The organism is Pelagibius sp., from assembly GCF_965227505.1.
GTDB lineage: Bacteria > Pseudomonadota > Alphaproteobacteria > Kiloniellales > Kiloniellaceae > Pelagibius.
In genome coordinates, this window is record NZ_OZ245757.1 from 2,352,839 (window position 1) to 2,378,860 (window position 26,022).

Below are 26,022 nucleotides of genomic sequence, written 5' to 3' on the forward strand. Positions count from 1 at the left end.
GCACACCCACGAACCCGGGAGACCACCATGATCGACCTCACTGTCAATGCGCGCGCCGTACAGGTCGATGCGCCCGAGGACACCGCGCTGCTGTGGGTCCTGCGCGAACACCTGGGCCTCACGGGCACCAAGTTCGGCTGTGGCGCCGGCATGTGCGGGGCCTGCACCGTCCACGTCGACGGCGTCCCCACCTTCGCCTGCCTGACCGCCGTGGGCGATGTCGCCGGTGCGGCGGTGACGACGATTGAAGGCTTGGGCGAAGGCCCGGGCGAGGGCCCGGAGGGTGAGGCGGATCACCCCCTGAAGCGGGCCTGGGTGGCTGAACAGGTGCCCCAGTGCGGCTATTGCCAATCCGGCCAGATCATGCGGGCGGCGGCCCTGCTGGAGGAGAACCCCGATCCCAGCCGGCAGGAGATCCTCCAGTCGATGAGCAGCAACCTCTGCCGCTGCGGCACCTACAACCGGATCGTCAAAGCGGTGCAGCGCGCCGCCAGGGAGGCTTGATATGCCCAGAGACAGCCATAAGGCCACAGCACAAAGCGATACCCCGTCGCTTTCCCGGCGCGGCTTTCTTGCCGGCACAGCCGCCCTCACCTTCATGATCGGCAGCGGCGGGCTGGTCTCCGTCGCGCGGGCAGACGCAGCAGCAGCAGACAAGACCCTGAAGCCCAGCGCCTGGCTGAGCATCGCCGGCGACGGGACCATCACCATCGTCTTTCCCTCAACGGAGATGGGCCAGGGCAGTTCCACCGCGCTGCCGCTGATCCTCGCGGAGGAACTCGACGCCGACTGGGACCGGGTGGTGATCGAGCAGCTGAGTCGTGACGACCGCAACTTCGGCAACCCGATTTTCGGCGGCGTGCTCTACACCGCCGGCAGCACGGGGGTCTACGGCTACTTCGATACGCTGCGCAAGGCCGGCGCCCAGGCGCGGCGCCTGCTGATGCAGATCGCGGCGGACAGTTGGTCGGTGCCGCTGGACAGCGTCGCCACCGAACCGGGCGCCGTGGTTCACAGCGCAAGCGGGCGGCGGCTGAGTTACGGAGAGATCGCCGCCCTAGACGCCCCCCTCCCCGCCGTCACCGAGGTCGGCGAAGACGATCTGAAACCACGCTCGGCCTACCGCCTGATCGGCCAGAACCTGCCGCGCCGCGACGTGCCGGCCAAGAGCGATGGCACGGAACGCTATGCCATCGACGTGCGCGTGCCCGGCATGGCCTACGCCACCGTGCTGCGCAGCCCGGTGGAAGGCGAAAGCCCCGTTCGAATCGACGACGCCGCCACACTGGGGGTTCCGGGCGTTCTGCAAACCGTGGAACTGCCGGACGGCGTGGCGGTGGTCGCCGAGCGCCTGGAAGCGGCCCTGGCCGGCAAGGACCTGCTGGACGTGACCTGGAGCGAGACCGCCCCGGCGCGCAGCTACGACAGCGCGACGGATCTGGCCGGTTATGCGGCGGCGGCCGGCGACAGTGCCCGCGAGGGCGTGACCTGGGCCGCCCAGGGCGATGCGGCGGCGGCCATTGCCGGCGCCGCGCGGGTGGTGGAGGCGAACTACCTTTCCGACTACGCCTACCACGCCCAGATGGAACCGATGGCGGCGGTGGCGGCGGTCGATGCCGACGGCAAGGGCGCCGAGGTCTGGGCCGGAACCCAGACCCAGAGCTGGACCATGCGCACCATCACCGAGATTCTCGACACCACGGCCGACCGCATCCGCCTGCACATGATGACCATGGGCGGCAGCTTCGGACGCCGTACGGCGCTGACGCAGGAATACCTGCGCGACGCCCTGCTGACCTCAAAGGCCACCGGCCGGCCGGTGAAGGTGGTCTGGAGCCGCGAGGACGACGTGAAGTTCGGCTGGTTCCGCCCTGCCGCCGCCCAGCGCCTGCGCGCCGGCCTGACAGCCGACGGCAGCCTCAGCGGCTGGCACCACCGCGTCGCGACGCCCTCGGTCATTGCCTACTTCAATCCGCTGCGCTGGGATCAGGTGGAACCGAAGGACATCATTTCGATGCGCGGTTCCGAGAACAAGTTCTACAGCATCGCCGATCTCCATGCCGAGCATGTTGTCACCGAGCGCGGTGCGCGGCTGGCGCCCTGGCGCGCCATCGGCGCCAGCTACACCAGCTTTGCCGCCGAAGCCTTCATGGACGAATTGGCGGCAGCGGCCGGCAGCGACCCGCTGGACTTCCGGCTCGGCCTTCTACAGGACAACCCGCGTGGCCGCGAGCTGCTGCAGCGCGTTGCCGGAAAGGCCGGCTGGGGCGCGCCAGAGACGAGGGGCGGCGAGACCGCACTCGGCCTCGCCTTTGCCGGCTATGGCGATTCCATGGCGGCCGGCATCGCCGAAGTGGCTCTTGACCGGAACAGCGGACGGCTTGCCGTCACCCGTTTCTGGGCGGCGGTGGACGCCGGTCTGATCGTGGCGCCGGACAACGCCCTGGCGCAGATCGAAGGCGGAATCATTTTCGGGCTCAGCAGTGCCCTGAAAGAGAGCATCACCATCGCCGGCGGCGAGGTGGTGCAGAGCAATTACTACGACTACGAGATCCTGCGCGCCGACGAGGTGCCGGAGATCGACATCCAGCTCCAGGTCAGCGACGGACCGCCGACGGGCATTGGCGAGGTCGGCACACCAATGGTCGCCGCCGCCGTTGCCAACGCCTTTCACGGGCTCACCGGGCGGCGCTTGCGCCACCTGCCCTTTACCCCGGAGCGGGTGCTGGAGGCGCTGGCCTGAAGGTGCTGGAAAAAGACTGATCGAAACGGTCAGCTGCCGTCGGTCGGGGCCTCGCGGGTCGCTTCGACGCCGACCGGGGCGCCGACGACGACCACCGTCAGGTCATCGGGCCGATAAACCCGCTTTGCCACCCGGCGGGCGTCCTCCAGGGTGACGGCTTCGATGAAGTCGTTGCGCCTGTCGAGATAATCGATGCCCAGGTCTTCCAGCTGCATGCCCACCAGCATGCCGGCGATGCGCCCGGAGCTGGAGAACCGCAGCGGGAAGGAGCCGGTGAGAAAGCGTTTGGCCGCCTCAAGCTCCGCCTCCGTCGGCCCTTCGCTCGCCATCCGCTGCCATTCCTGACGGATCAGATCCAGCGACTCGCCGACCCTCGCGTTCTGGGTCGCCACACCGCCGGCGACCAGGGCGCCGTGGTCGAGCGGGCTGAGATAGGAGTAGACGGAATAGGCGAGACCGCGCTTCTCACGCACCTCCTCAACGAGACGCGAGGCGAAACCGCCGCCGCCCAGAATATAGTTGACGACATAGGCCGCGTAGTAGTCCGGGTCGTCGCGCTTGATCCCGCCCTGCCCCAGGGAGACCACCGACTGGGGGATGTTTTTTTCGATCACCACCAGATCGCCTGCATTACCGATGTCGGCTTCCGGTACGGAGAACGGCTGGGCCGACAGGGGCAGCGGCAAAAAGGTGGAATCGAGCAGGGCTTCCAGTTCATCCGTGGTGATGTCGCCGACGACGCCGATGAACAGTTGATCGCGGGCGAAGCGGTCTTGCACGAAGCCGCGCAGGTCATCGGTGGTGATCGACCGGACGCTCGCCTCCGTGCCCCGCGTCGGCCGCGCATAGGGATGATCCTGGAACATCAGTTGCCTGAGCGTGCGGCTGGCGATGACATCCGGGTCTTCGGCCTCGCGGGAGAGCCGCGCCAGGATCTGGCTGCGGATCCGCTCCACCGGCTCCCTGTCGAAGCGCGGCGCCGTGATCGCCAGGCGCAGAAGCTCGAAGGCACGTTCGCGGTTCTCGGTGAGCGTGGTCAGCGAACCGTTGAAGTTGTCCAACCCAGCATTGAACCGCAGACCGATGGAGAGATCGTCGAGCGTGCCCTGAAAGGTCTGGGAGTCGAGCGGCCCCGCCCCCTCGTCGATCAGACCCGACACCATGTGGGCCAGGCCTGGCTTGTCTTCAGGGTCGAGGGAGGCGCCGCCGCGAAACACGAGTTCCACCGCGATGATCGGATTGCTGTGGTCCTCGACCAGCCAGGCCTCGATCCCGCCGGGGCTGACGACGCGCTGAACCTCCACGGCCCGAGCCTGAAAGGCCGCGAAGAGGGTCGCGAGGGCCAGGAGGCCGGCAACGGCCCCCGCAACCCAGGAGGGCCTGGCGGAAGACGCGGCCGGTGCCTGCGCGGCAGGCAGCGTTCTTTGATGGCCCCGCGCGTATCGATGGACCTGAGGTTCCGGATGTCTGTGCATGAGCTTCAGCCTCTTCAGGTGGTCGGCTTCGGCAGGAGATAGCCGGTAACCGATTGCTCTTCGCGGAAAACGCTTTCCAGCAGACCGTTCACGTCTTCGACGGTCACGGAATCGATGCGCTGCGGCCAGGCCTCGATGTCTTCCAGGCTGCTGCCGGTGGTCAGGGCGTTGCCGATGATCCGCGGCGCGGTGCTGAGATTGTCCCGCGCATAGACGGCGCCGGCGACCAGCCGCTTCTTTGCGGCCGTGACCTCGTCTTCGCCGATGCCGGTTTCGAGCAGCTTCGCGATCTCCGCGCGCAATGCCGCCTCGACCGCCGCGATGTCTCCGTCCGGCCGCGGCGAGGCATAAAAAGAAAAGGTCGCGTAGTCATAGGCCATCGGGTTATAGCCCGAACCGGCGGAGGCGGCGATGCCCTGATCCACCACCAGCCTGCTGTAAAGGCGGCTTGTGGCGCCGCCGCCCAGGATCTCGGAAAGCACCTGGAGGGCATAGGCCTCGGCGCCTTCGGCCTGCCGGTAGCTGGGCGCCAGATAGCTGATGGAGAGGCTCGGCTGGCGCACGCGCGGGCTGCGCAGCGTGACCTCGCGGGCACCGTTCTGCGGCGGCTCCGCAACGCGCTCACGCATCGGGATATCGCCGGCCGGAATGGGCCCGTAGTAGGTTTCCGCAAGGCGGCGCACCGCCTCCGGGTCGACGTCGCCGGCAACGATCAGTATGGCGTTGTTGGGGGCATACCAGCGCTCGTAGAAGCGCAGCGCCGCCTCGGTGTTCAGTTGCTCGATCTCGTGATCCCAACCAATGATGGGGATGCGGTAGGGGTGGTTGAGAAACTGGGTCGCACGAATCATCTCACCCAGCTGTCCGCGCGGTTCGTTGTCGATGCGGCTGCGCCGCTCCTCGCGCACCACCTCGCGCTCCGGCGTCACCACGTCGTCGGTCAGCACCAGGTTGGCCATGCGGTCGGCCTCGTGGCGCATCATGATCTCCAGGCGGTCGGCTGCGACGGTCTGGAAGTAGCCGGTGTAATCCCAGGATGTGAAGGCGTTTTCCCGTCCGCCGTTGGCGGCGATGATCTCGGAGAATTCGCCGGGCTCCAAGGACTCGGTCCCCTTGAACATAAGATGCTCAAGAAAATGGGCGAGGCCGGATTCGCCGGCCTGTTCGTCGGCGGCGCCAACCCGGTACCAGACCGAATGGTGGACGATGGGCGCCCGCTGGTTCACCACCACGACGACCTGCAGGCCGTTGTCCAGGGTGAAGCTGACCGGGTCGAAAACCTTGGCCTGCGCCGTCTGAAGCGGGCCGCCGATCTGGACAACGAGAGCCAGGACGCCGATGGCCAACAGCCGACGGGCGTCTTTCAAGACCTTCATGGGCGCAAATCCCTCATCTGGTGCCGAGGCCCGCGCGGGCCGTCATGGGCTTCTAGCCGTTATGGGCTTCTATATGGCCCGCAGCGGCAAGGCCGCAAGCAGCACCATGGCCAGCGGAGATGAACTTTCGGTCACAAAACCGTTCGGAAGGCCGCTGTCCCTGGCCCTGGTCCCGTCCTGACCCGGTGTTCCGGAAACCGCCGCGGCCCACCGCAAGACGGCATTCTCGGCGGCAGAGCCTAGAAAATGCCTTCCCTAGAAGATGCCCTCCAGGGGCGCCCGGCGGCGGCGCTCGATCTGCGGCGTCGGCCCTGTGGTCGGCGACTGGCCGAGGGCGGCATTCTCCTGCAGACGGCGCAATTCTGCCTGCGGATCGACGATGGTGCCGGCCGGCGCCTGGGCGTTCCAGAACACCAGCCGATCCACGAACCGCTCGGACTCTTCGTTAATCTGGTTGGTTTCGCGCTCAACGATAAGGCGAATGTTCGGCTCGGCGCTCTGCGCGCCGGCTGCATTCAGAAGCGACTGTTCGCCAAGAGAGCGGTTGGGGTTGATCGCCGTCTGGGTCACCACGGTCGGTTGCCCGGCCGAATTGCGCAAGACCGCCCGTTCGGCCTGCTGCGCCGACGTGCCTTCCTGCGGCCGCGGCGCCCCCGGCTCAGGCGGGCGCAACGAAAAGTCCGGCGGCACGGTCAGCGGCGCCCGGGACACCACGCGGAATTCGTCGGGAGACTGCTTGGTGAGGCCCAATTGCTCACGGAACCCCCCACAGGCGGCCAGCGCCAACATAAGACTGCCGGCAACAAGTAAACGGAAAGTCATCGCTCGATCCATCGTTGACTACCTCCCTATCCCCGGACCCCTATTTACTCTTCCTGCCCACTTCGAACAAGCCATCAACAACAATCAGTGCTGCACCGCACACAATTGCACTGTCCGCGATATTGAACGCCGGCCAGTGCCATCCGGCCAGGTGAAAGTCCAGAAAGTCGACCACCCCCGGCTGGTGCATACGATCGATGACATTGCCGATCGCACCACCGACCACCAGGCCGATCCCATAGGGCAGCAGCCCGACGGGCTGGCGTTTGACCCAGACCAGCAGGGCCGCCACCACCGCCAGGGCCAGGCCCGACAGCAGATAGGGGCCCCAGGGCGAGTCGTTCTGGAGCAGGCCGAAGCTGACCCCGGTGTTGTAGGTCAGCACCAGATTGAAGAACCCGGTCACCTCCACCACGCTGCCCCGCCCGGCCATGGTGGCCAGGATCACCGCCTTGGTGATCTGGTCCAGGACGAGAACGACCGCCGCGAGGCCAAGGGTCCGCTGCATGCGCGCCGTGAACCCCGCCGTCCGCTACTGCGCCGCGGCGCCGAGGTGCTGCACGGCATCGGCGCAGCGCCGGCATGTCCCGGGCGCCTCGGGGATGCTGCCCACCTCCGGCAGCACCTTCCAGCAGCGCTCGCACTTCTCGCCCTCGGCCAGACGCACAGTCACCGCAACGCCGGCAACCTCGTCCAGGCGAAAGGCCTCCGCCGGGCCTTCGCCCTCGGTCACGGTGATCGCCGAGGTGATGGCGATGTCCGCCATATCGACGTCGGCGACGGCGGCCAGCAGGTCCGGCCGGGCGACGAAGACTTCCGGGTGCCCCTGCAGGCTGGAGCCGAGACGCTTGTCCGCGCGCTCCAGCTCCAGGGCCCCGGTGATCACCCGGCGGACATCACGCACCTTCGACCACTTGGCGGCCAGGGCCTCGTCGAGCCAGCCTGCCGGCACCTCCGGGAAGGTGCGCAGGTGAACGCTGGCCTCAGGCCCCTTGCCGCGCGCCCACCAGGCCTCCTCGGCGGTGAAGCAGAGGATCGGCGCCAGCCAGGCCGTGAGACAGGAGAAAACCTCGTCCAGCACCGTGCGGCAGGCGCGCCGGCGCAGGGAATCCGGCCGGTCGCAATAGAGCACGTCCTTGCGGACGTCGAAGTAGAAGGCCGAAAGGTCGACGGCGCAGAAGGTGTAGACCGCCTGATAAAGGGCGTGGAAGTGAAAACCCTCGACATTGCGGCGCACCTGCCGGTCCAGTTCCGCCAGGCGATGCAGCACCCAGCGCTCCAGTTCCGGCATCTCCTCGGCGTCCAGGCGCTCGCTTTCCTGGAAGCCGTCGAGGTTGCCCAGCAGGAAGCGCAGTGTGTTGCGCAGCCGGCGGTAGGCGTCGCCCTGATACTTCAGGATCTCCGGCCCGAAGCGCAGGTCTTCCTCGTAGTTCGAGGCAACCACCCAGAGCCGAAGAATATCGGCGCCCTGGTTGTCCACCACATCCTGCGGGGAGAGCGCGTTGCCCTTCGACTTCGACATCTTTTCCTTGCCCTGCTCCTCCAGGATGAAGCCATGGGTCAGGACCGCCTCGTAGGGCGCGCGCCCGCGCGTGCCGGCGGATTCCAGCAGCGAGGTGTGGAACCAGCCGCGGTGCTGGTCGGAGCCTTCGAGATAGAGGTCCGCCGGCCACTTCAGTTCCGGCCGTGCCTCCAGGACAAAGCTGTGGGTGGAGCCTGAATCGAACCAGACCTCCACCACGTCTGTGATCTGCTCGTAGTCCTCGGCGTTGTACTCGTTACCGAGGAAGCGCTGCGGATCGCTGGAGAACCAGGCGTCGCCGCCCTCTTCCTCGAACGCGGTGGCGACTCTTTCGATCACTGCCGGGTCGCGCAGCGCCTCGCCGGTCTTCTTGTCGACGAAAATCGGCAGCGGCACGCCCCAGAGGCGCTGGCGCGAGATGCACCAGTCCGGACGCTGCTCGATCATCGAGCGCAGGCGGTTGCGCCCGGTCGCCGGCACGAAGCGCGTTTCATCGATCGCCTTCAGCGCCTTTTCCCGCAGTTCGTTGGTCTCCATGGAGATGAACCACTGCGGGGTGTTGCGGAAGATCAGCGGCGCCTTGGAGCGCCAGGAATGCGGATAGCTGTGCCGGAGCTTCCCCCGGTGCAGCAGCCGGCCTGCTTCCGCCAGGGCCGCGATGACCCGTCCATTGGCGTCGCCCGGCTTGCCGTTCTCGTCGTAGACCACCGCGCCGCCGACCAGGGCCACGTGGTCGTAGAAGGTGCCGGAGCCATCGACGGTCTGCGGAATTTCGATGCCGTGCTGCAGGCCGAGCGCCCAGTCGTCGGCGCCGTGCCCGGGCGCGATGTGGACGAAGCCGGTGCCCTGCTCGGTGGTGACGAAATCGCCGGCCAGCGCCGGGACGTCGAAGTCGTAGCCGCCGGCAGCGGGTGCAAAACCGCGCCAGGGATGGGCGCAGACCGCACCGGCCAGATCGTCGGCCGAGAGATCGCCGAGGTGTGTCCAGGCCTCGATCCTGGCATCGGCCTTGACGGTGTCCGCCAGGTCCTTGGCCAGCACCAGCTTCTCGCCGGCCGCGGCGTGGCTGCCCTCACCCGGGGTCTCGACCTGCCAGACGCCATAGGCGATCTCCTCGCCGAAGGCAACGGCCCGGTTGCCGGGGATGGTCCAGGGCGTGGTGGTCCAGATCAGGACGCTGGCACCCTCCAGCAGCGGCGCCTTGCTGCGCACCACCGGAAAGCGTACCCAGATCGTCTGGGAGACATGCTCGTGGTATTCGACCTCCGCATCGGCCAGGGCGGTGCGCTCCACCACCGACCAGAGCACCGGACGCGAGCCCTTGTAGATGCCGCCGTTCTGCAGGAACTTGCCGATCTCCCGGACGATCTGCGCTTCGGCGTCGAAAGACATGGTCAGATAGGGCCGCTCGAAGTCGCCCAGCACGCCAAGGCGCTGGAACTCCTCGGTCTGGACCTTCACCCACTTCTCAGCGAAGTCGCGGCATTCGCGGCGAAACTCCAGCGGCGGCACGCTGTCCTTGTCCTTGCCCGCGGTCCGGTACTGCTCCTCGATCTTCCATTCGATGGGCAGACCGTGGCAGTCCCAGCCGGGCACGTAATGCGCGTCCTTGCCGAGCATCTGGTGCGCGCGGTTGATGACGTCCTTCAGGATCTTGTTCAGCGCGTGGCCGATATGGAGATGGCCGTTTGCATAGGGCGGGCCGTCGTGAAGGATGAACTTCTCCCGGCCCTCTGACTGCTTGCGCTGCTGCTCGAAGAGGTCCATGTCCTGCCAGCGCGCCAGGGTCTGCGGCTCCTTCTTGGCCAGGCCCGCGCGCATCGGGAAGTCGGTCTTCGGCAAAAAGACTGTCGGTCGATAATCAACGCTCATCGCGTGCTTCTTCTTTGTCGGTTCCAGGCCCAGGCTGCAGGCGCCCCGTGTTTGCGGGCCGATCGGTCCGCGGCCCGCCCGTGGCGCCCGGCGCTTGGACGGCTCGGATCAGGAGGACCCGCGGTCAGTTCGGGCCGATCTGCCCCAGGACCGCGCGAGCCTGATCGCAATCGAGGGCGATTTGTGCCTTCAAAGCGTCAAGTCCGTCAAACTTCTTTTCCGGGCGCAGATAGTCGATCAAGCGCACCCGCAGGGTTTCGCCGTAGAGATCGGCATCGTGGTCGAAGAGGTGAACCTCCAGGCGCAGGTCCTCGCCCGCGACCGTGGGTCGCCGGCCGAGGTTGGCGACGGCAGGGATCCACCGGGTTTCCGCGCCGTGCTCCACCCCCGGATCGCGGCCGGCATAGACCGCATAGACGCCCAGGGCCGGGCAGAGGTAGTCCCCGAGCGCGAGGTTCGCGGTCGGAAAGCCGATGGTGCGGCCGCGCTGGTCGCCCTTCTCCACCCGCCCCTCGATCTCCCAGGGCCGGCCGAGGAGTTCGGCGGCTTGGCGCGGGGCGCCGTCACGCAGGTGCTGGCGGATGATCGAGGAGGAATAAACCGCCCCGCCGTGGGTCATAACCGGATCGACCGCCGTAACGCCGAAACCGAGCTTCGCGCCCATCGACTTCAGCAGCGCCACGTTGCCCTGGCGCTTGTGGCCGAAGCAGAAGTCCCAACCGACCACGACGTGCCGGGCGGCCAGATCGGCCACCAGCACCTGCTCGACGAAGGCCACGGCGGGCTGCAGCGAGAAAGCCCGGTCGAAGTGCAGCACGAAGAGGTGGTCCACCCCCTGCTCCTGCAGCGCATGGGCCTTGGACCGCAGGGAGGTCAGGCGGAAGGGGGGCTGGTCCGGCGCGAAGACCGAGCGCGGGTGCGGCTCGAAGGTGAGCACAGCCAGCGGGCAGGACAGCCGGGCTGCCAAGGCGCGGGCATCCGCCAGCAGGGTCTGATGGCCCTTGTGCACGCCATCGAAGTTGCCGATCACCACAACGCTGCCCCGGGCGTCGTCGGAAATCTCTGAGCTGTGTCGGAAGATCGCCATGAATTCGGCCGGTCTGACGCCTGTTGTCGAGGAAGCTGGTGGTGCCGGAAAGAGTGGTCGAAAGGCTCGAAAATCGAAGGGCCGGAAGTGGATGGGCCGAAATCGGATGGACGGTCTCGCCCTCAGGCGGTGCGAGCGGCAAGGCCGGGAACTAAACCGAAAACGGGGGTCAGTCCAGCCGATTCGCCGCCGCGGCGCGAAGATAGCCCGCCTATGCCTGCGTGAACAGGGCGCGAAGGCCCGCGCCAGCGAACGGCCGGCCCTGGTTGCCGGCCCTGGTTACTGGGGGCCCGGCCCTCAAAACGCTCAAGCCGGAGCGGAGGCCGGGGTTGCGGAGCAGTGGGTGGCGGAGCAGTGGGTGGCAGAGCGGTCCGGGTTAGCGCCCGTCTGAAAACGCCCGCCTGAGGGCGCCCCCCTACGAGCGCCGCTCTATTCCGCCGCTTCGGGTTCGGCGTCGGGCAGGTCCTTGCGGCTGGCCACCATCAAGGTCGCCTCGCCCTCCAGGACCACCGTCTCGCCGACCGTGCAGACGGTGTCGAAGATGACCCGCTTTCTCTCGGCCTGGATCTCCCGCACCGTGACCCGCGCTTCGACGGTATCGCCGACCTTGACCGGCGCCTTGAACCGCAGATCCTGGCGCAGATAGATGCAGCCGGGCCCGGGCAGACGGGTTCCGAATACCGTCGAGATGAAGCTCGCGGACAGCATGCCGTGGGCGATACGGCCGGAGAACATGGTCTGCTCGGCAAAGCTCTCGTCCAGGTGAACCGGATTGGTGTCACCGGAGATGCCGGCAAACATCGTAATATCGGCCTCGGTTACCGTCTTGGCGAACACCGCCGTCATCTTCGGCGACAGGTCTTCGATGAAGTAGCCATGCTTTTCGCGCATCAGACTCGAACCTCTGCCAATGAAACAATGTTTCTAAAACCGATTAATTTCGGCAATTTTGTTCTTTCCACTGTAGTGGAACAGGCTTCTTTTCGCAAGTGCGAATTCGCGGATGCGAAGGCGACCTAAGTATGACGGCAGTTGGTAAACTTCGCCTTATCGGCGCGCTTTTTCGGCGATGCGTCCCGCTGTTGCAGAACCGGCCCGCCGACTTTCCGGCGCCTGCCTCTCCAGCGTTTGCTTTAACGCCTGCGGGCGCGGCCGGTGGTCATGGCCGCGAGGTCGCGGTCGCGGTGATCGCGGTAGGCATCGAGCGTCAGCGTCGCCGTGGCCGCGTTCATGGAGGTGGTGACCGGCACGCTGGGCCCCTGCTCGGCCACCGGCACGGCCGCCCGCCGGACCATGCGATAGATGGCAAAAACGCCGATGGCCGCATGGACCAGACCGACGAAGGTGAAGAACCCGTCCGGCCCGACCCGGCCCATGAGCTGCGAGACGACCAGCGGGCCGAAGATGGCGCCGCTGCCGTTGACGAGCATCAGGCTGCCACTGGCGGCGACCATCTGCTTGGGCGTCAGATAGTCGTTGGTGTGGGCCAGGCAGAGCGAATACATGGGAAAGCTCATGCCGCCCAGAAGAAAGGCGACGGCATAGAGCCCGATCCGGTTGTCGCCGGAAAACAGAGGTGCCGCAAGCCCGACGAGCGCGGCTGAGAAGGTGACCGCGGCCAGAACGCGGCGGCGGTCCAGCTTGTCGGAGAGCCGCCCGATGGGCCATTGGAAGGCCATGCCGCCGAAAATCAGCATGCTCACGAAGAGGGCGATTTCCGAGACTTCCAGCCCTGCGAGACTGGCATAGACCGCGCCCATGCCGAAGATCGCGCCGTTGGCGACACCGGTGCCCAGCGATCCGACCACCCCCAGCGGTGATGCGCGGTAAAGCGCCCGGATGCCGACCGGGTTGGGTGCGGAGAAATCAGGCGCCGGCCCCACCGACACCGAAATCGGCACCAGGGCCAGGGAGACCAGGACCGAGGCCAGCACGAAGAGAACGAAGCTGTTGGGGTCGGAAAGGTTCAGCAGGAACTGCCCGCCGGCGATGCCGCCCAGGACCACCAGCATGTAGACCGACAGCATGGAGCCGCGGGTCTCGTTGGTCGAACGGTCGTTGAGCCAGGATTCGGCGACGATGTAGAGGCCGGCATAGCAGAACCCGGTGAGGACCCGCATGAGCATCCAGATCCAGGGGTCGACGAAGACCGCATGCACCAGCGCGGCCGTCGAGGCGGTCGAGGCGAGCGCGGCGAAGACGCGCACATGGCCCACGTTGCCGACGGCCCGGGGCGTAACGAGGGCGCCGGCCAGGAAACCGATGAAGTAGCCGGACATGACGAGACCCGTGGTCTCGGTGCCGAAATTCTCAGCCGAGGCGCGGATACCCAGCAGCGAGGCCTGCAGCCCGTTGCCCAGCATGATCATGCCGAGGCCGACGAAAAGCGCCCAGGCGGAGCGAACAGCAGCGAACATGGCCGATCCCGTCGTTTTCTTGCCGTCTTCGACGTGCACCCACTTTGTGCTTATGCCGCTCAGGACGGCCGGGCGCTATCGGAAATGCGGCAAAAGCCAGGCGCGAACGGGCGAAACGCCGGAACCGTCACCGCCGCGCGTCCCAAGCCGCGTCACAGGCCAAGCCGCGTCAAAGGCCAAGCCGCGTCAATGGGTCGCCAGGGCCTCTCGCAGCGCCGTCTGCTCGGCCGCGGAAAAGCCGACGACAAGGCGGTCGCCGGCGCGGATGACAGGCCGCTTGATCAGGGTGGGGTGAGCCAGCATCAGCCGCTTGGCGGCCACGGCATCCAGCCCCTCCTTCTCCGCCGGCGGCAGGCCCCGCCACGTCGTGCTGCGCCGGTTCAGCAGGCGTTCCCAGCCGAGCCGGGCGAGCCAGTCCTCGAGATCGGCAGCCGCGACGCCGTCGTCGCGCAGATCGTGCAGGTTCACCTCGTGGTCACCGGCCTCCAGCCAGGCCCTGGCCTTGCGGCAGCTGTCACAGTTTTTCAGCCCGTAGATCGTGATCATCGCGACCCTCCCATCCTGTCCACCTTGTTCACCTGTCCCCCAGTTCACCGGCGCCCGGCCTGCGCACGGCGCGCCGAAAACCCCGAAACCGACACCGGCGGCCCGACGGGCTCCACGCAGAGAGACCAGCGCCTCGAGGGCCGAGGTGCGAGGTCACAGCCATTCCCAGGTAGAACACCATCTCCGTGAGCACAAGGCCTGGCAGGGCCTGGCAGGGCCTGCCGGCCACCGCCATGCGTTGCAGAGCAGGGAACAGCGATCAACCAATTGACAGACGGCCTCTGTGCCGTTGGTCTAGGCAGATGACACGCGCCGCCGACAGTTCCCAAAATAAGGCAGATCCGCCGCTCGGCGGCGAAACCATCGTGCTGTTCGAGGATGACGACCTCGTCCGTCGGGCCACCCAGCGCATGCTGCAGCGTCTTGGCGCCCAGGTGGTCATCGGCAACACCAGCGCGGAGGCGGTAGAGCACCTCCGCGCGCAGGGGGCCGCCCCGACCTGGGTCATCGCGGACTATTGGTTCTCGCGGCTGGAAGACGGGCTGGTGGCCACCCAGGCCGTCCGCGACGCCGTGGGCGGGGAGATCAAAGGCCTCATCATCACAGGCGACAGTTCGGTCGAGGTCGCAAATGCGGTGCGGGCGGCCGGGCTCCACCTGCTGCGAAAGCCAGTGAACACGGATCGCATCATCGCGATCCTGGCGGAGAACGCTTAGACAAAGCGTCATGAGCGTGAGGATATAGCCAAGCAGAGCAGAACGATTATCTATTGGAAGTTGCATAGAGAGCAGACCAGATGCGTGCGGTCTGCAAAGGGATGCCTTTCGGGACGCGGCCAGCACCGGCACAGGCGCGCCCGGGAAACCCAGAGACCCTAGACGATTTCCAGTTGATAACTCTGCGAAAATTCGGACAATGGGCCGCCAACAGCATTGTCGGATCGAAGCCCCCTGCCAAATCAGCGGGCCTTCGAAATTGGCATGCCATAACATTAAGTTGCGGACTGGGTAGGACCACGGACCGCGCAGTGGACCCGAACAAAAGGTCCATTCCGGTCTCTTACAAAGATCAATTCAGGATTCTCTAAATTATGAAAGTCCTCTATGCCGACGACCACTGGATCACGCGCAGCGCTGCCCGCCACCTGATTGATCGCTTGGAAAGCGGCAGCGAGCTTTTGGAGGCCGCCGACTTTCGCCAGGCGCTGGATATCGCATCGGCCAACCCGGATCTCGACCTGATCCTCCTGGATCTGCTGATGCCGGGCATGAAGCGCTTCGAAGGACTGCGCGCAATGCGGGAATGTTTGCCGCAGGTGCCTGTGGTCGTGATGTCGGCCATCGAAGACCGTGACGAGATCCTGCGCTGCATCGAGGCCGGCGCGATGGGGTACATCCCCAAGTCTTCCCAGAGCGACGAGGTGGAATCGGCGCTGCAGACCGTTCTCGCCGGCGGCGTCGCCTTCCCGCGGCGCCTGCTCGAGCAGCGCAGTTCCGCCAAAAAGCAGGCGGTCTATGCCTTCGGCAACGAGAAGTCGATCGAGGACGTTTCCGGCGCTCTGACCAAGCGGCAGTTTCAGGTCTACAAGCTGCTCGGCCAGGGCATGTCCAATGCCCAGGTGGCCGAGGCGCTCGGCCTTTCCGAACACACCGTGCGCGTTCATGTGTCGGCCATCGTCAAACGGCTGAACCTGGACAGCCGGACCCAGGCCGCCATCAGCGCCGCGGCCCAGGCCCGCGCGCTGGAAGACGAAGCGGAAGCCGCGAACTACTGAGCCCGGCCCCAAAGGCCCGGATTAAAGGCCTCACGCAGAAGCTCTGACGGGTGCGACCGGGCCGCGTTCGCCGGCACGGGAGCCTGTAAGGCTGGCCGCGGGCCGCAGCGATCACCAGAAAACGAAGCCTCTTCGCCCGTCGGCGCCGGAACCCGCCGGGCTTTGCGCCGCAACGGCTTCACCCGGATGGCCAGCCGCCTCCGGCCACTGCATCAGCCCCGGCTCTGTTCCAGGGCAAAGAGGCAAAGCGCCCTCAACTGCGCCGGCTTGACCGGCCGGTAAAGGACGTGAACCGGGCCCGGCAGGACCGCGGCGCTCTCGCTCTTGCCCCGGTCGCTCAGCAGGACGACGGCCGGCCGGCCGCCCTGCCTCTCCCGAGCGGCGGCCAGCAGATCCCGCCCGGCCATGGCGTCGAACCCGGCCATATCGGCGACCAGAAGAGCCGGCGGGTGCTCCAGGACCTCCGCAAGCTTGTCAGCGGCATTGGCGCTTATGCGCGGGCGGGCGCCCCAGCGCTGCAGATGGTCCTGAATCACTTCAGCATCCGGGTTGTCAAAGACCACGATGTCGGCGTCTTCCAGCGGGTTGGGCGGCATGTCGAAAGCGGCCTCCGCGCCACCGCCGGGCGACCCGGCGTCGGGGGCCGCTTCCGGCGCCGCCGTCTTCAGCACCAGCGAGACGCGCGACCCGCGCCCCAGCGTCGACTCGACCTCGAGGCTGTCGCCGCAAAGCGTCGCGATGTGTCGGGCCAGGGCAAGGCCGATGCCGAGGCCGCGCTCCCGCGGGCGGACCTCGTTCTCAAGTCGAAAAAATGGTTGAAAGATCCGGGGCTTATCTTCCGCCGGAATGCCAAGACCGGAATCCACCACATCGATCCGCGCCCGGGCGCCCTGGCGCCGTACGCCCAGGATCACCTTGCCCTCGCGGGTGAATTTGACGGCGTTTTCCAGGATCGCGCGGAGAACGCGGCGCACCAAAGCCGGATCGCCATAGACGCTCGCGCTGCTGTTCACCACCCGGAAGGCAATGCCCTGAGCCGCAAATCGCTCGGCGAAGTCATCCTTGAGACCCGCCAGCACCTCATCGAGCGCAAGCGCCCGCGGCGCCGGGGTGACAGCCCCGCCGCCCAGCTTCTCAAGCTCCACCAGGGCGTCGAGCCAGCTGTTGCTGAGGCTGAGCGCAAAGCGCAGGTCCTGGAGGATGGCATCGCGCTCGCGGGCGGACTCGGTCTGCGCCAGTTCGCCGATCAACAGGCTGATCGCGTTGAGCGGCTGCCGCAGCTGGTGCTCCGCACCCAGCAGCAAACTCCGCTGTTGCCCTGACTGTCGCCCCGACTGCGCCTGATCCAATGCGGCTCTCCCAATTTGCGAATCCGGTTCCCGGTCTGCGTCAGAGCAGCATGAATTCCCAAACACCTGTCATCAATGCTAGATCTAAACGGCAGGTCCGGGCCTACGGCCTTGCGGGCACCCTCTTTGCACCAGCCGACATCAAGTCATGAAAATAGTCCAGATCGATGTTTACCAGGTCGACCTGCCGCTTCACGAGGGCCGCTACAGCTGGGCCGGCGGAAAGTCGGTCGACGTGTTTGACTCGACCGTTGTCCGGATCGCCTGCGACTCAGGGCTCGTCGGGCACGGCGAGGCCTGTCCGCTGGGCCCGGCCTATCTGCCCAGCTTTGCTGCGGGCGTACGCGCCGCCCTCGGCGCCCTGGCGCCCGATCTCCTGGGCTGCGACCCGCGCGCCGTGGACGCCATCGGCGCGCAGATGGATGCCTGCTTGAAGGGCCAGCCGGCGGCCAAGTCGGCCGTCGACATGGCGTGCTGGGATCTGCTGGGCCAGGCTGCGGAGCTGCCCGTTCACCTGCTGCTCGGCGGGCGCTTCGGGGAGAGCGTCGCGCTCTACCGGGCGATTTCCCAGGATACGCCACCCGCGATGGCCGAACGTATCAGGCAGTACCGCAGCGAAGGCTACCGGCGCTTTCAGCTGAAGGTCGGCGGCGAGCCGGACGAGGACATCGCGCGGATCGAGGCGGCGGCGGAGGTTCTGGAACCGGGCGACGTCCTGATCGCCGATGCGAACACGGGCTGGCTGCCGCACCAGGCGCGCCGCGTCGTCCGCGCCGTGCGGGCGCTGGACGTCTACATCGAGCAGCCCTGCCTCGGCTACGAGGAGTGCCTGACGGTGCGGCGCGCCTGCGACCACCCCTTCGTGCTGGATGAATCCATCACCGATGTCGAGAGCCTGCTGAGGGCCCAGCGCGACGGCGCCATGGACGCCATCAACATCAAGCTCGGCAAGGTGGGCGGCCTCAGCAGGGCGCGCCAGCTGCGCGACCTCTGCGTGCGCCTCGGGCTGGCCATGACCATCGAGGACAGCTGGGGCGGCGACATCGTGACCGCCGCCATCGCCGCGCTGGCGCAGTCCACCCCGGCGCGCTTTCGCTTCACGGCAACCGACTTCAACAGCTATGTCACCCGGCGCATTGCCGAGGGCGCGCCGCAGCGCCGCGACGGCCGTTTCACCGCCAGCAACGCGCCGGGCCTCGGCATCACGCCCCTGCCGGAGGCGCTGGGCGCGCCGGTCATGACCTTCGCCGTCTGAGATCTCATCCTGGCTGTTCGTGCCCGGGCCGCTCTCCCTATCGCCCTGCCTATCGCCCTGCCTATCGATAGGCAGGGCGGGCGAGGCCGTCAGACTCCGAAAGACCTCAGTGGAGATAGCGGATCAGGTAGCGGCTGCCCTTGACCACATGTCCGCGGCCATAGCCGTCGTAGCACATGACGCCGCCGATCAGCGCCTTGCGGCCGTGGCGAAAGCTGACCTTGCTGACGTCATGGCAGCCATGGCCGGCGTAGCGGCCGTGATGACGCCGGGGATGGTGATGCACATGCGGTCTGTAAGCGTGGGGGTGCCGTTTGAAGTGACGGTAGTTGTGGCGATGGCGCTTGGCCTGGTGGCGCTTGAAGTGGTGGCGCTTGAAGTGGCGGTGCTTCTTGAAATGGCGGTGCTTGAAGTGCCGGTGCTTTGAGGCGTGCGGCTTGAAGTGCCGATGCTTGAAGTGGTGATGGCTCCGGTGGTGCACGAGCTCGAGTCTCGCGTCGCCCGGCAGTGTCTGTGCGGCCGGGGCAGCGGCCAGCGTGCCGGCGGCCGATGCCGGGGCGGTGGCAAAGCCCCCCGCCAGCGCGAGCATGCCGGCAAACAGGGCGCCAAAACGGGACGGGCGGAACTTCGATTGAGCGGCAGCCATGGCAGCCTCCTTGCGTCAGGTCTCCCGCGCAGCGTTGTGCGCTCCTGCAGGGGTTCTTCCGCGCAAAACCCGCAAAAAGCCGGGCCTTGTGCCGGGTCCCTGCTTGATGAGCCTTACGCAGGCAGATGGCCGGCCCTCCCCGGGGCGGCCATAAAAGTCACATCACAAGACGGTGAGAAAAGAAGGGAGGGCGCTTGACGGGCGCGGCAATGCGGGAGCCTGCGTCCTCAGGCGGCGCCGCCCGGAACCGTAGGTGCGCGGGTCAGGTGGTCGCCGCCGTCCAGACCCAGCATCTGTCCGGTCATGGAGCGTGCCTCCAGCAGGAACTGCAGGGCGGCGCAGACCTCTTCCAGGCTGGGGCCGGCGTCGAGCGGCAGGCGGCTGCAGCGCTCGGCGAAGTCGGCGTCGGTCTGCCCCTCCACCGGCAGGGTCGGTCCCAGGCCGATCCCGTTCACGCGGATGCGCGGCGCCAGCGCCTGGGCCAGGGTCTGGGTCAGGGTCCAGAGCCCGGTCTTGGAGACGGTATAACTCAGGTAGCGCGGCGTCAGGTTGAGGACGCGGGTGTCGATCATGTTGATCACCAAGCCGGCCGCATCCTGCGGCAGCAGGGCCGCAAAGCGCTGGGTCAGCCCCAGGGGCGCGCGCAGATTGATGTCCTGATGGCGCTGCCAGGACTCGGCCCCTGCGCTGTCGGCGTCGTCGTACTCGAAGATCGAGGCGTTGTTCACCAGCAGGCCCAGCGGCCCGCAGGCTTCCGCGGCGCGCTCGACCAGCGGCGCCAGCGTCTGCGGATCGGCCAGGTCGGCCTGCAGCGCCGCGGCCTTGCCGCCGGCCGCCTCGATGGTCCGGCAGACCGCCTCGGCCTCAGCGGCGGAGTCCCGGTAATGGACGGCCACGGACCAGCCCCTGGCCCCCAGATGGGCGGCCAGCGCCGCGCCGACCCGCCGCGCCGCGCCGGTGACCAGGGCGGCGCGCGGCAACCGCGGATCTTCGAGCGTCTGCGGCGCGTCGGTCATCGACAGGTGCTGTGCATGGTGAACAAGGCTGAGAGGAAACGAGAGCGCGCGAGGGCGCAGGCCGCCCGCCGGGCCCTCACTTGCCGATGATGCCGAGGAACTCCTGGCGGGTCTTGGGGTCGTTGCGGAAGGCGCCCAGCATGCGGCTGGTCACCATGGAGGTTCCGGGCTTGTGGACGCCGCGGGTGGTCATGCACTGATGCGTGGCCTCGATCACCACCGCCACGCCGTGGGGCTGCAGCACCGCGTCGATGGTGTTGGCGATCTGGGCGGTCATCTTTTCCTGGATCTGCAGGCGCTTGGCGTAGACCTCCACGACCCGCGCCAGCTTGGAGATGCCGACCACCCGGCTGCGCGGAAAGTAGGCCACGTGGGCGACGCCGATGATCGGCGCCATGTGATGCTCGCAGTGGCTTTCGAAGCGGATGTCGCGCAGCAGCACCATCTCGTCGTAGCCGTCGGTCTCCTCGAAGGTGCGCTGGAGCATGTCGACGGGATCGACCAGATAACCGCCGAAAAACTCTTCGTAGGCGCGGACTACCCGCTCCGGCGTGCCGGCAAGGCCCTCGCGGGAGGGGTCGTCGCCGGCCCAGCGCAGGAGCGTGCGCACGGCCTCTTCGGCTTCCGCCCGGTCGGGCTTGCGCGCCGCGGCCTCTTTCCGCTCCAGCGCCAGTATGTTGCTGACGTTCTCTGCCTTGTCGTTCATTACGATCTCCAGGTTCCTTCGCACGCCATCAACTAGCCCGCCTTCGGACGATTCCAAGCCGCCTGCCCTTGGCGGGGGGCTTGGCGCAGCCTGGCCGTGCCCTCCGACAGGCGGCGACCCGGCCTGACAGGAGCGACCCCGGCCTGACAGGGGCCACCCTGGCGGTATCTCCGGCGCGCCCGGCCGCGACGCGCACCATAAACGCCTCCGTCAGCCCGTCAAAGGGCGGCGGGATATCGAAGGGCCGGAAAGGGCTGCCGAAAGCCGAGGGCCCCGGATCCAGGCAGGAGGCGGCCACAGTGGCGGGGTCAGGTCTTGCAAGAGGTCATTTGCCGCCGATGATTTGGTTTGGTGCCCCTGGCCTGACTCGAACAGGCACTCCCTTGCGGGAAACAGATTTTGAGTCTGTCGCGTCTACCAATTCCGCCACAGGGGCCCTCACCCATCGATGCCGCGCCCTGAGGTATCTGCGGGCGCCGCACAGCCGCAGCGCGTCGCCGGGCGGGCGGCATCATAGCGGGGTGATGCGCCTTGGCAACCGGTCTCCGGCGTTTTCCAGCGGACAGGTTTGACCTTTCCGCGGCCCAACCCCCTAGATGTTGTGGGAACCGGCGGCAACAGCGGCAGCCGCCGCTGCGCGCCACGGTTTTCTATGGAACTGGGTTTAGAGTCAGGCTTAAATAGTTTGAGCATGCGGTCGATTAAGCTTGTCAGTCTACGAAGTTTTCATGGACGCAATTGCTAGCCGTTGCGACCGCGTTGCTTGATGCGGCGTTCCAGGTAGGGGACCGGTTTGTGTAGTTCGGCGCTCGCGGGCCACCATGCGGCCACAAGCGCCAGGGGTGCAGTTACCAGTGGGGAAGTTTGATACGAGAGCGTGCGGGCCGGGCCCGCATGTGGGAACGGGAAGATACCTGGCATCGCGATCATGCATGACCGTGTCGGACGGCCTGCGCGGCCGCTTCGGCCGGTCGGGCGCCCGGGCGCATAACTTGCGGATCGTCCGATCGCATGGCCGTGCGATGGGAAACGGGCCGGCGCTGCAAGCTGTTCTCTTCGCAGACGACTTCCGGGCAGACGACTTCTGGACAGATGATTTCTGGGCAGATGGCTGCTGGGTGGCACCTGGGGAATCCCGGGCAGTATTGGAGTTGCCGTAGTGATGAATGATCGTGATTTCGAGTCTCAGGAGATCACCCACCGCGAAGTGACAGCCGTGGTCAAGTGGTTCAACGCGACCAAGGGCTTCGGGTTCGTGCAGTTGAACGACGGGTCGCCCGATGCCTTTCTCCACATCTCGGTGGTGGAACGCTCCGGCAACCGGGATTTCGCGGAAGGCACCACGATCGTCTGCGACCTCATGCAGGGCCGCAAAGGCTTGCAGGTGGCCGAGATTCATCGGGTCGAGTCCGCCCCGGCGCCCAGCTTCCAGGCCGATCCGGGGCCGACGGAAGTCATTGAAGGCACGGTGAAGTTCTTCAACGCCGAGAAAGGCTTCGGCTTCGTCATCCCCGACAACGGCGGCAAGGACGTCTTCGTTTCCGGGCGCACGCTGGAGCGTTTCGGGATCGGCGCGCTGGAACCCAATCAAAGGGTCCGCATGCAGACCCGCATGGGCCAGAAGGGCCCGATGGCCGAGCACGTCGAACTGATCTGATCACCGCCCGATTGATCGTCACTCCGCGATCATCGCCTTCAGATCATAACGCCCCTGATCTTCACCCTTTCGGCTTTCCGAAGCGCGCCGGCCCGCCGGGCCGCAGAGCGTGACAGCGGATCTTCGGCGGCGGGTCTCTGGCAGCGGCCCCCTACAGACGAGCGAAGGCAACCCGGCCCGCAGCCTTACTGGACGCTGCCGGGCTCTTCTTCCGGCAGCTCACCCGGCGGAGCGTTACAGGGGCCGGCCTGGTGGTGCACCATCTTCCAATCGCCGCCCTCGCGCACGAAGACATTGGTGGCCACCAGAAGGTTGGAGCCGATGAGCTCGTAGCAGGTCACGAACGCGCTGTCGCCGGCGCGATAGGCGCGCGCACCGCGGCAGGTGATGGCCGGCGCCTGGTCGTTGGAGAGGATGGCGGCCCAGCTCTGCATCACCTCATCGCGTCCGGCAATGGCGGGCCAGCCCGGATGAATGCAGGCCACCGACGCGCGCTCTGCCCACAGGCGGTTCATCGCCTCCAGATCGCGCATCTGAAAGGCGAAATAGAAGGTGTCGTTGGCGAACAGGACGTCGGCGTGTTCTTGCATGGACTCCAACCGCACCAGAGCGCAACGGCAGGCCGACCCGGCCGACCTTGCAGATGACGGCCCGATCTGAAAGCCCCCGTTCCGCCAACCGAAAATCAGGCTAGCACTTTCCCCAACCCCATGCGCGTGGTAACTCAGCCGCCGACACGGGTTGTTTCCAGGGTCTGTTCCAAGACGTGGTCCACCGCCACGGTCCCGGGCGCCCGGGGGCAGTGTTCGCCCGGGAACAGTGTTCTTGGTGGCGTTGAACTCTCGGCGGCGGCGAACTCTCGGCGGCGCTGATTTCTGGGCAGACGAGCGGGGCGACAGTGCTGCGGCGACTCTACGACTGGACTATGGATCTGGCCGGCCACCGCCATGCGCTGGCGGCCCTGGCGGTGGTTTCCTTCGCGGAATCCTCCTTCTTCCCGATCCCCCCCGATATTCTGATCATCCCGATGGTGTTGGCGGCCCGGCACCGGGCCTGGCTGATCGCCACGGTCTGCACCGTCGCCTCGGTCGCCGGCGGTCTGGCCGGCTATGCCATCGGCGCCCTGCTCTACGACACCCTGGGCCAGCCGATCGTTTCCTTCTACGGCTACGGCGCGCAGTACGAGCAGTTCCAGCAGGACTACGAGGCCTGGGGCGCCTGGATTGTCGCCGGGGCGGGATTCACGCCCTTCCCCTACAAGGTGATCACCATCACCTCGGGCGTCATGAACCTGGATATTCTGGTCTTCCTGATCGCTTCGACGATCTCCCGCGGGGCCCGCTTCTTCATCCTGGCCGCCTTGCTGTGGCAGTTCGGGCCGCCGATCCGCGGCTTCATCGAGCGCCACCTGCCGCTGCTGGCGACGCTGTTCTTCGTGCTGCTGTTCGCCGGCTTCGTCGCCATCCGCTACCTGTTCTAATCCGTATGCGCGCGCCGGGCCGGCGCGACACGGCGTCACCCCGCCTTGGCCTTCGCCGTTCCCGGCAGTAAGCTGCCCGGGCCGTGCAACCCCGCGCGTGTAACCTCGCGCCATGCAACAGTGACGGACCCTGGCCTATGACGACCCTCGGCGCTCCGCAAAGCGAAACTCCCTGGCTGTGGCCTGCCCTGCTGGCTGCGGCCTGCCTCGGCGCCCTGGGCACCGCCTTTGCCTCCCAGTACTGGGGCGGCCTCTATCCCTGCCCGCTCTGCGTCTACCAGCGCTACGCCTATGGCGCTGCCCTGGCGGTTGCACTGGGCGCGCTGGCCGTGGCCGGGCGGCCTGCCTGGCGGCGCGGCGCCCTGCTGGCCGCCGGTCTTGCCTTCCTTGGCGGCGCCGGGCTCGCCGGCTTTCACGTGGGCGTCGAGCAGCAATGGTGGGAAGGCCTGGCGGCCTGCGCGGGGCCCAGTCTGCCGGATAACGCCAGTATCGAAGAAATGCGCGCGCTGCTTCTCAACCAGCCCTTCGCGCCCTGCGACGCCGTGCCCTGGTCGCTGTTCGGCATCTCCATCGCCGGATACAATCTGATCGCGTCCGTGATCCTGGCCGCGCTTGCAGTGAGGGCCGGCCTCCACAGCGGGCGCCTAGCCAGGGACGAGGACCGTAGCGAAAGGTTCGCCCGATGAGCAAACAAGAGCAGAGCGCCGCCCGGTCGGCGGCACAGGCTCAACAAGAGACAGAGACCCGGCCAGAGACAGAAGCCCAGACGGAGGCGGACGCAGCGGAAGAACGGCCCGCACCGGCGCCGGGGACCTACCTACCCGGCGACCTGGACCGCGAAGCGCGGCTGGCGCGGATGCTGCGGGTCGACCACGCCGGCGAATACGGCGCAAGGCGCATCTACGAGGGCCAACTGGCGGTTCTCGGCCGCAGCGCCGCCGGCCCGACGATCCGCCACATGCATGAACAGGAACTCAAGCATCTGGAGACCTTCGAGCGGCTGATCGTCGAGAAGCGCGTGCGGCCGACGGCCCTGCAGCCGCTCTGGCATGTCGCCGGCTTCGCTCTGGGCGCCACCACGGCACTGCTGGGCGAGAAGGCGGCCATGGCCTGTACCGTGGCGGTCGAGGAGGTGATCGACGAGCACTACGCCCGCCAGGCCGAGCAGCTTGAAGACGACCAGGCCGACCTCAAAGCCACCATCGAGACCTTTCGCGCCGAAGAGCTGGAGCATCGCGATATCGGGCTGGAGCACGGCGCCGAGGAGACGGCCGGCTACGAGGCCCTGAGCGGCGCCATCAAGGCGGGCTCGCGCCTTGCCATCTGGCTGTCGGAGCGTTTCTAGAAGCGAGCGCCGAAGCGAAGGCCGCAACGAGAAAGCAGGAGCGGGAAAGCAGGCCTGCAAAAGTGGCAGGAGACGCCGTCAGGTCTCCAGTTCGCTGTCCCAATAAAGAAAATCCCGCCAACTCTCGTGAAGGAAATTTGGCGGGAAAGAACGACCACTCTCTTGGAGCTGGTATGTCGTCGGCTCTTTCACCGGTCTCAACAGGCTCAAGCCTGTCTCCTCCAGCAGGCGGTTGCCCTTCATGAGGTTACAGTCCTGACAGGCCGTCACGACATTCTCCCAGGAGGTCCGGCCACCGCGCGAACGCGGGATGATGTGGTCGAAGGTCAGGTCCTCCGCCGGCAGACTCTCCGCACAGTACTGGCACTGGAAGTGATCGCGCAGGAACACGTTGAAGCGTGTGAAGGCCGGACGGCGGTCCAGGCTGACATACTGCTTCAGGGCGATCACGCTCGGCAGCTTCATCTCGAAGCTCGGTGAGCGCACCACGGTGTCGTACTCGGAGACGATGTTCACCCGGTCGAGGAAGACAGCCTTGATCGAGTCCTGCCAGGACCACAGCGACAGCGGGAAGTAGCTCAACGGACGGAAGTCAGCGTTGAGAACCAGCGCCGGGTAGGTCTGAACTGCACCGGTCATGCTCCGGTCCGTCCTTCCTCTGCTGCGTCTCCGCGGCTTGATCGCCGGTCCAAGGGACGCGCCATAGATACTAAAAGCCGTTGCGACATACAAGATATAGGGATTCCGGCCCCTTAAGTCTTCATTGAAGTTTCATGTTCCGCCGCTCCGCGGCCCCTGCCGTAGTCGCAGGACCGCTGCCGGACCTTCGCCAGGTTATTGTATTAGTTTCTTCTAATTCTACTGCTAAGCGAATTTCAATAATTTGATGTGATTTATTCCAACAGAAGTGCGCCGCCCGGAATCTGTCGCGTGC

Annotated in this window: 24 protein-coding genes and 1 tRNA gene; 9 read left to right on the forward strand and 16 right to left on the reverse strand. The window is 66.7% G+C overall.

What is annotated here, in order from left to right; translation table 11 throughout:
* Window positions 1–27: 27 nt before the first annotated feature.
* Window positions 28–504: a (2Fe-2S)-binding protein gene (locus ACO06P_RS11175; protein ID WP_420345324.1), complete on the forward strand. Its 477-nt coding sequence runs from the start codon at window positions 28–30 to the stop codon at window positions 502–504.
* Between the two features lies 1 nt (window position 505).
* Window positions 506–2,743, forward strand: coding sequence for a molybdopterin cofactor-binding domain-containing protein (locus ACO06P_RS11180; protein ID WP_420345325.1), 2,238 nt, complete (start codon window positions 506–508; stop codon window positions 2,741–2,743).
* 29 nt (window positions 2,744–2,772) lie between these two features.
* On the opposite strand, the gene ACO06P_RS11185 is transcribed toward ACO06P_RS11180, so the two are convergent.
* The 9 genes from ACO06P_RS11185 to ACO06P_RS11225 all read right to left on the reverse strand — a co-directional run bounded on the left by ACO06P_RS11185 (window position 2,773) and on the right by ACO06P_RS11225 (window position 13,860).
* Complete coding sequence (locus ACO06P_RS11185) at window positions 2,773–4,218, reverse strand: M16 family metallopeptidase (RefSeq protein WP_420345326.1); 1,446 nt, start codon at window positions 4,216–4,218, stop codon at window positions 2,773–2,775.
* 14 nt (window positions 4,219–4,232) lie between these two features.
* Window positions 4,233–5,594: a M16 family metallopeptidase gene (locus tag ACO06P_RS11190; RefSeq protein WP_420345327.1), complete on the reverse strand. Its 1,362-nt coding sequence runs from the start codon at window positions 5,592–5,594 to the stop codon at window positions 4,233–4,235.
* A 255-nt stretch (window positions 5,595–5,849) separates the two neighbouring features.
* Window positions 5,850–6,428, reverse strand: coding sequence for a DUF3035 domain-containing protein (locus ACO06P_RS11195; protein ID WP_420345328.1), 579 nt, complete (start codon window positions 6,426–6,428; stop codon window positions 5,850–5,852).
* Between the two features lie 28 nt (window positions 6,429–6,456).
* Window positions 6,457–6,924 (reverse strand): signal peptidase II, encoded by a 468-nt coding sequence (gene lspA, locus ACO06P_RS11200; RefSeq protein WP_420345329.1) that lies wholly within the window; start codon window positions 6,922–6,924, stop codon window positions 6,457–6,459.
* A 24-nt stretch (window positions 6,925–6,948) separates the two neighbouring features.
* On the reverse strand, window positions 6,949–9,810 hold the full coding sequence (gene ileS / locus ACO06P_RS11205) for an isoleucine--tRNA ligase (RefSeq protein WP_420345330.1): 2,862 nt from the start codon (window positions 9,808–9,810) through the stop codon (window positions 6,949–6,951).
* A gap of 124 nt (window positions 9,811–9,934) precedes the next feature.
* Window positions 9,935–10,897, reverse strand: a complete 963-nt coding sequence (locus ACO06P_RS11210; protein WP_420345331.1) for a bifunctional riboflavin kinase/FAD synthetase — start codon at window positions 10,895–10,897, stop codon at window positions 9,935–9,937.
* Between the two features lie 429 nt (window positions 10,898–11,326).
* Window positions 11,327–11,788 (reverse strand): MaoC family dehydratase, encoded by a 462-nt coding sequence (locus ACO06P_RS11215; protein ID WP_420345332.1) that lies wholly within the window; start codon window positions 11,786–11,788, stop codon window positions 11,327–11,329.
* 242 nt (window positions 11,789–12,030) lie between these two features.
* A complete protein-coding gene (locus ACO06P_RS11220) occupies window positions 12,031–13,314 on the reverse strand; it encodes an MFS transporter (protein WP_420345333.1) in 1,284 nt (427 codons plus the stop codon).
* A 186-nt stretch (window positions 13,315–13,500) separates the two neighbouring features.
* A complete protein-coding gene (locus tag ACO06P_RS11225) occupies window positions 13,501–13,860 on the reverse strand; it encodes an arsenate reductase (RefSeq protein WP_420345334.1) in 360 nt (119 codons plus the stop codon).
* 302 nt (window positions 13,861–14,162) lie between these two features.
* Between ACO06P_RS11225 and ACO06P_RS11230 the strand changes: the two genes are divergently transcribed.
* Both ACO06P_RS11230 and ACO06P_RS11235 read left to right on the forward strand, forming a co-directional pair.
* A complete protein-coding gene (locus ACO06P_RS11230) occupies window positions 14,163–14,576 on the forward strand; it encodes a response regulator (RefSeq protein ID WP_420345335.1) in 414 nt (137 codons plus the stop codon).
* Between the two features lie 374 nt (window positions 14,577–14,950).
* Window positions 14,951–15,634 carry a response regulator gene (locus ACO06P_RS11235; protein ID WP_420345336.1) on the forward strand — a complete coding sequence of 228 codons (684 nt, stop codon included), beginning with the start codon at window positions 14,951–14,953 and terminating at the stop codon, window positions 15,632–15,634.
* A 212-nt stretch (window positions 15,635–15,846) separates the two neighbouring features.
* Here ACO06P_RS11235 and ACO06P_RS11240 read toward each other — a convergent pair whose 3' ends face one another.
* The gene (locus ACO06P_RS11240) at window positions 15,847–16,938 is read right to left on the reverse strand and encodes an ATP-binding protein (RefSeq protein ID WP_420345337.1); all 1,092 of its coding nucleotides are present in this window, start codon (window positions 16,936–16,938) and stop codon (window positions 15,847–15,849) included.
* A 193-nt stretch (window positions 16,939–17,131) separates the two neighbouring features.
* Here ACO06P_RS11240 and ACO06P_RS11245 point away from each other — a divergent pair, with 193 nt between their 5' ends.
* Window positions 17,132–18,238 carry a cis-3-hydroxy-L-proline dehydratase gene (locus ACO06P_RS11245; RefSeq protein ID WP_420345338.1) on the forward strand — a complete coding sequence of 369 codons (1,107 nt, stop codon included), beginning with the start codon at window positions 17,132–17,134 and terminating at the stop codon, window positions 18,236–18,238.
* Window positions 18,239–18,344: 106 nt separating this feature from the next.
* Here ACO06P_RS11245 and ACO06P_RS11250 read toward each other — a convergent pair whose 3' ends face one another.
* The 4 genes from ACO06P_RS11250 to ACO06P_RS11265 form a co-directional block, all read right to left on the reverse strand.
* Window positions 18,345–18,884 (reverse strand): hypothetical protein, encoded by a 540-nt coding sequence (locus tag ACO06P_RS11250; RefSeq protein WP_420345339.1) that lies wholly within the window; start codon window positions 18,882–18,884, stop codon window positions 18,345–18,347.
* 227 nt (window positions 18,885–19,111) lie between these two features.
* Window positions 19,112–19,900: an SDR family oxidoreductase gene (locus ACO06P_RS11255; protein ID WP_420345340.1), complete on the reverse strand. Its 789-nt coding sequence runs from the start codon at window positions 19,898–19,900 to the stop codon at window positions 19,112–19,114.
* A gap of 76 nt (window positions 19,901–19,976) precedes the next feature.
* A complete protein-coding gene (gene folE / locus ACO06P_RS11260) occupies window positions 19,977–20,606 on the reverse strand; it encodes a GTP cyclohydrolase I FolE (protein ID WP_420345341.1) in 630 nt (209 codons plus the stop codon).
* 349 nt (window positions 20,607–20,955) lie between these two features.
* Window positions 20,956–21,042, reverse strand: a tRNA-Leu gene (locus tag ACO06P_RS11265).
* A 726-nt stretch (window positions 21,043–21,768) separates the two neighbouring features.
* On the opposite strand from ACO06P_RS11265, the gene ACO06P_RS11270 reads away from it, so the two are divergent.
* On the forward strand, window positions 21,769–22,263 hold the full coding sequence (locus ACO06P_RS11270; protein ID WP_420345342.1) for a cold-shock protein: 495 nt from the start codon (window positions 21,769–21,771) through the stop codon (window positions 22,261–22,263).
* A 185-nt stretch (window positions 22,264–22,448) separates the two neighbouring features.
* Here ACO06P_RS11270 and ACO06P_RS11275 read toward each other — a convergent pair whose 3' ends face one another.
* Window positions 22,449–22,853 (reverse strand): nuclear transport factor 2 family protein, encoded by a 405-nt coding sequence (locus tag ACO06P_RS11275; protein WP_420345343.1) that lies wholly within the window; start codon window positions 22,851–22,853, stop codon window positions 22,449–22,451.
* 308 nt (window positions 22,854–23,161) lie between these two features.
* Between ACO06P_RS11275 and ACO06P_RS11280 the strand changes: the two genes are divergently transcribed.
* The 3 genes from ACO06P_RS11280 to ACO06P_RS11290 all read left to right on the forward strand — a co-directional run bounded on the left by ACO06P_RS11280 (window position 23,162) and on the right by ACO06P_RS11290 (window position 25,088).
* Window positions 23,162–23,743, forward strand: coding sequence for a YqaA family protein (locus tag ACO06P_RS11280; protein ID WP_420345344.1), 582 nt, complete (start codon window positions 23,162–23,164; stop codon window positions 23,741–23,743).
* Window positions 23,744–23,880: 137 nt separating this feature from the next.
* Window positions 23,881–24,429, forward strand: coding sequence for a disulfide bond formation protein B (locus ACO06P_RS11285; RefSeq protein ID WP_420345345.1), 549 nt, complete (start codon window positions 23,881–23,883; stop codon window positions 24,427–24,429).
* Between the two features lie 170 nt (window positions 24,430–24,599).
* Complete coding sequence (locus ACO06P_RS11290) at window positions 24,600–25,088, forward strand: demethoxyubiquinone hydroxylase family protein (RefSeq protein ID WP_420349623.1); 489 nt, start codon at window positions 24,600–24,602, stop codon at window positions 25,086–25,088.
* A gap of 78 nt (window positions 25,089–25,166) precedes the next feature.
* Here ACO06P_RS11290 and ACO06P_RS11295 read toward each other — a convergent pair whose 3' ends face one another.
* Window positions 25,167–25,727, reverse strand: a complete 561-nt coding sequence (locus ACO06P_RS11295) for an HNH endonuclease (RefSeq protein WP_420345346.1) — start codon at window positions 25,725–25,727, stop codon at window positions 25,167–25,169.
* Window positions 25,728–26,022: the final 295 nt, after the last annotated feature.

Bases quoted from the DNA above. Each gene is read 5' to 3' on its own strand.
- ACO06P_RS11180 (WP_420345325.1), top strand. From the start codon at position 506: ATGCCCAGAGACAGCCATAAGGCCACAGCACAAAGCGATACCCCGTCG.
- ACO06P_RS11235 (WP_420345336.1), top strand. From the start codon at position 14,951: ATGAAAGTCCTCTATGCCGACGACCACTGGATCACGCGCAGCGCTGCC.
- ACO06P_RS11215 (WP_420345332.1), bottom strand. From the start codon at position 11,788: ATGCGCGAAAAGCATGGCTACTTCATCGAAGACCTGTCGCCGAAGATG.
- ACO06P_RS11250 (WP_420345339.1), bottom strand. From the start codon at position 18,884: ATGGCTGCCGCTCAATCGAAGTTCCGCCCGTCCCGTTTTGGCGCCCTG.
- ACO06P_RS11220 (WP_420345333.1), bottom strand. From the start codon at position 13,314: ATGTTCGCTGCTGTTCGCTCCGCCTGGGCGCTTTTCGTCGGCCTCGGC.
- ACO06P_RS11270 (WP_420345342.1), top strand. From the start codon at position 21,769: ATGAATGATCGTGATTTCGAGTCTCAGGAGATCACCCACCGCGAAGTG.
- lspA (WP_420345329.1), bottom strand. From the start codon at position 6,924: ATGCAGCGGACCCTTGGCCTCGCGGCGGTCGTTCTCGTCCTGGACCAG.
- folE (WP_420345341.1), bottom strand. From the start codon at position 20,606: ATGAACGACAAGGCAGAGAACGTCAGCAACATACTGGCGCTGGAGCGG.
- ACO06P_RS11245 (WP_420345338.1), top strand. From the start codon at position 17,132: ATGAAAATAGTCCAGATCGATGTTTACCAGGTCGACCTGCCGCTTCAC.
- ACO06P_RS11285 (WP_420345345.1), top strand. From the start codon at position 23,881: ATGACGACCCTCGGCGCTCCGCAAAGCGAAACTCCCTGGCTGTGGCCT.
- ACO06P_RS11175 (WP_420345324.1), top strand. From the start codon at position 28: ATGATCGACCTCACTGTCAATGCGCGCGCCGTACAGGTCGATGCGCCC.
- ACO06P_RS11275 (WP_420345343.1), bottom strand. From the start codon at position 22,853: ATGCAAGAACACGCCGACGTCCTGTTCGCCAACGACACCTTCTATTTC.
- ACO06P_RS11230 (WP_420345335.1), top strand. From the start codon at position 14,163: ATGACACGCGCCGCCGACAGTTCCCAAAATAAGGCAGATCCGCCGCTC.
- ACO06P_RS11190 (WP_420345327.1), bottom strand. From the start codon at position 5,594: ATGAAGGTCTTGAAAGACGCCCGTCGGCTGTTGGCCATCGGCGTCCTG.
- ACO06P_RS11195 (WP_420345328.1), bottom strand. From the start codon at position 6,428: ATGGATCGAGCGATGACTTTCCGTTTACTTGTTGCCGGCAGTCTTATG.
- ACO06P_RS11225 (WP_420345334.1), bottom strand. From the start codon at position 13,860: ATGATCACGATCTACGGGCTGAAAAACTGTGACAGCTGCCGCAAGGCC.
- ACO06P_RS11290 (WP_420349623.1), top strand. From the start codon at position 24,600: ATGCTGCGGGTCGACCACGCCGGCGAATACGGCGCAAGGCGCATCTAC.
- ACO06P_RS11210 (WP_420345331.1), bottom strand. From the start codon at position 10,897: ATGGCGATCTTCCGACACAGCTCAGAGATTTCCGACGACGCCCGGGGC.
- ileS (WP_420345330.1), bottom strand. From the start codon at position 9,810: ATGAGCGTTGATTATCGACCGACAGTCTTTTTGCCGAAGACCGACTTC.
- ACO06P_RS11185 (WP_420345326.1), bottom strand. From the start codon at position 4,218: ATGCACAGACATCCGGAACCTCAGGTCCATCGATACGCGCGGGGCCAT.
- ACO06P_RS11295 (WP_420345346.1), bottom strand. From the start codon at position 25,727: ATGACCGGTGCAGTTCAGACCTACCCGGCGCTGGTTCTCAACGCTGAC.
- ACO06P_RS11255 (WP_420345340.1), bottom strand. From the start codon at position 19,900: ATGACCGACGCGCCGCAGACGCTCGAAGATCCGCGGTTGCCGCGCGCC.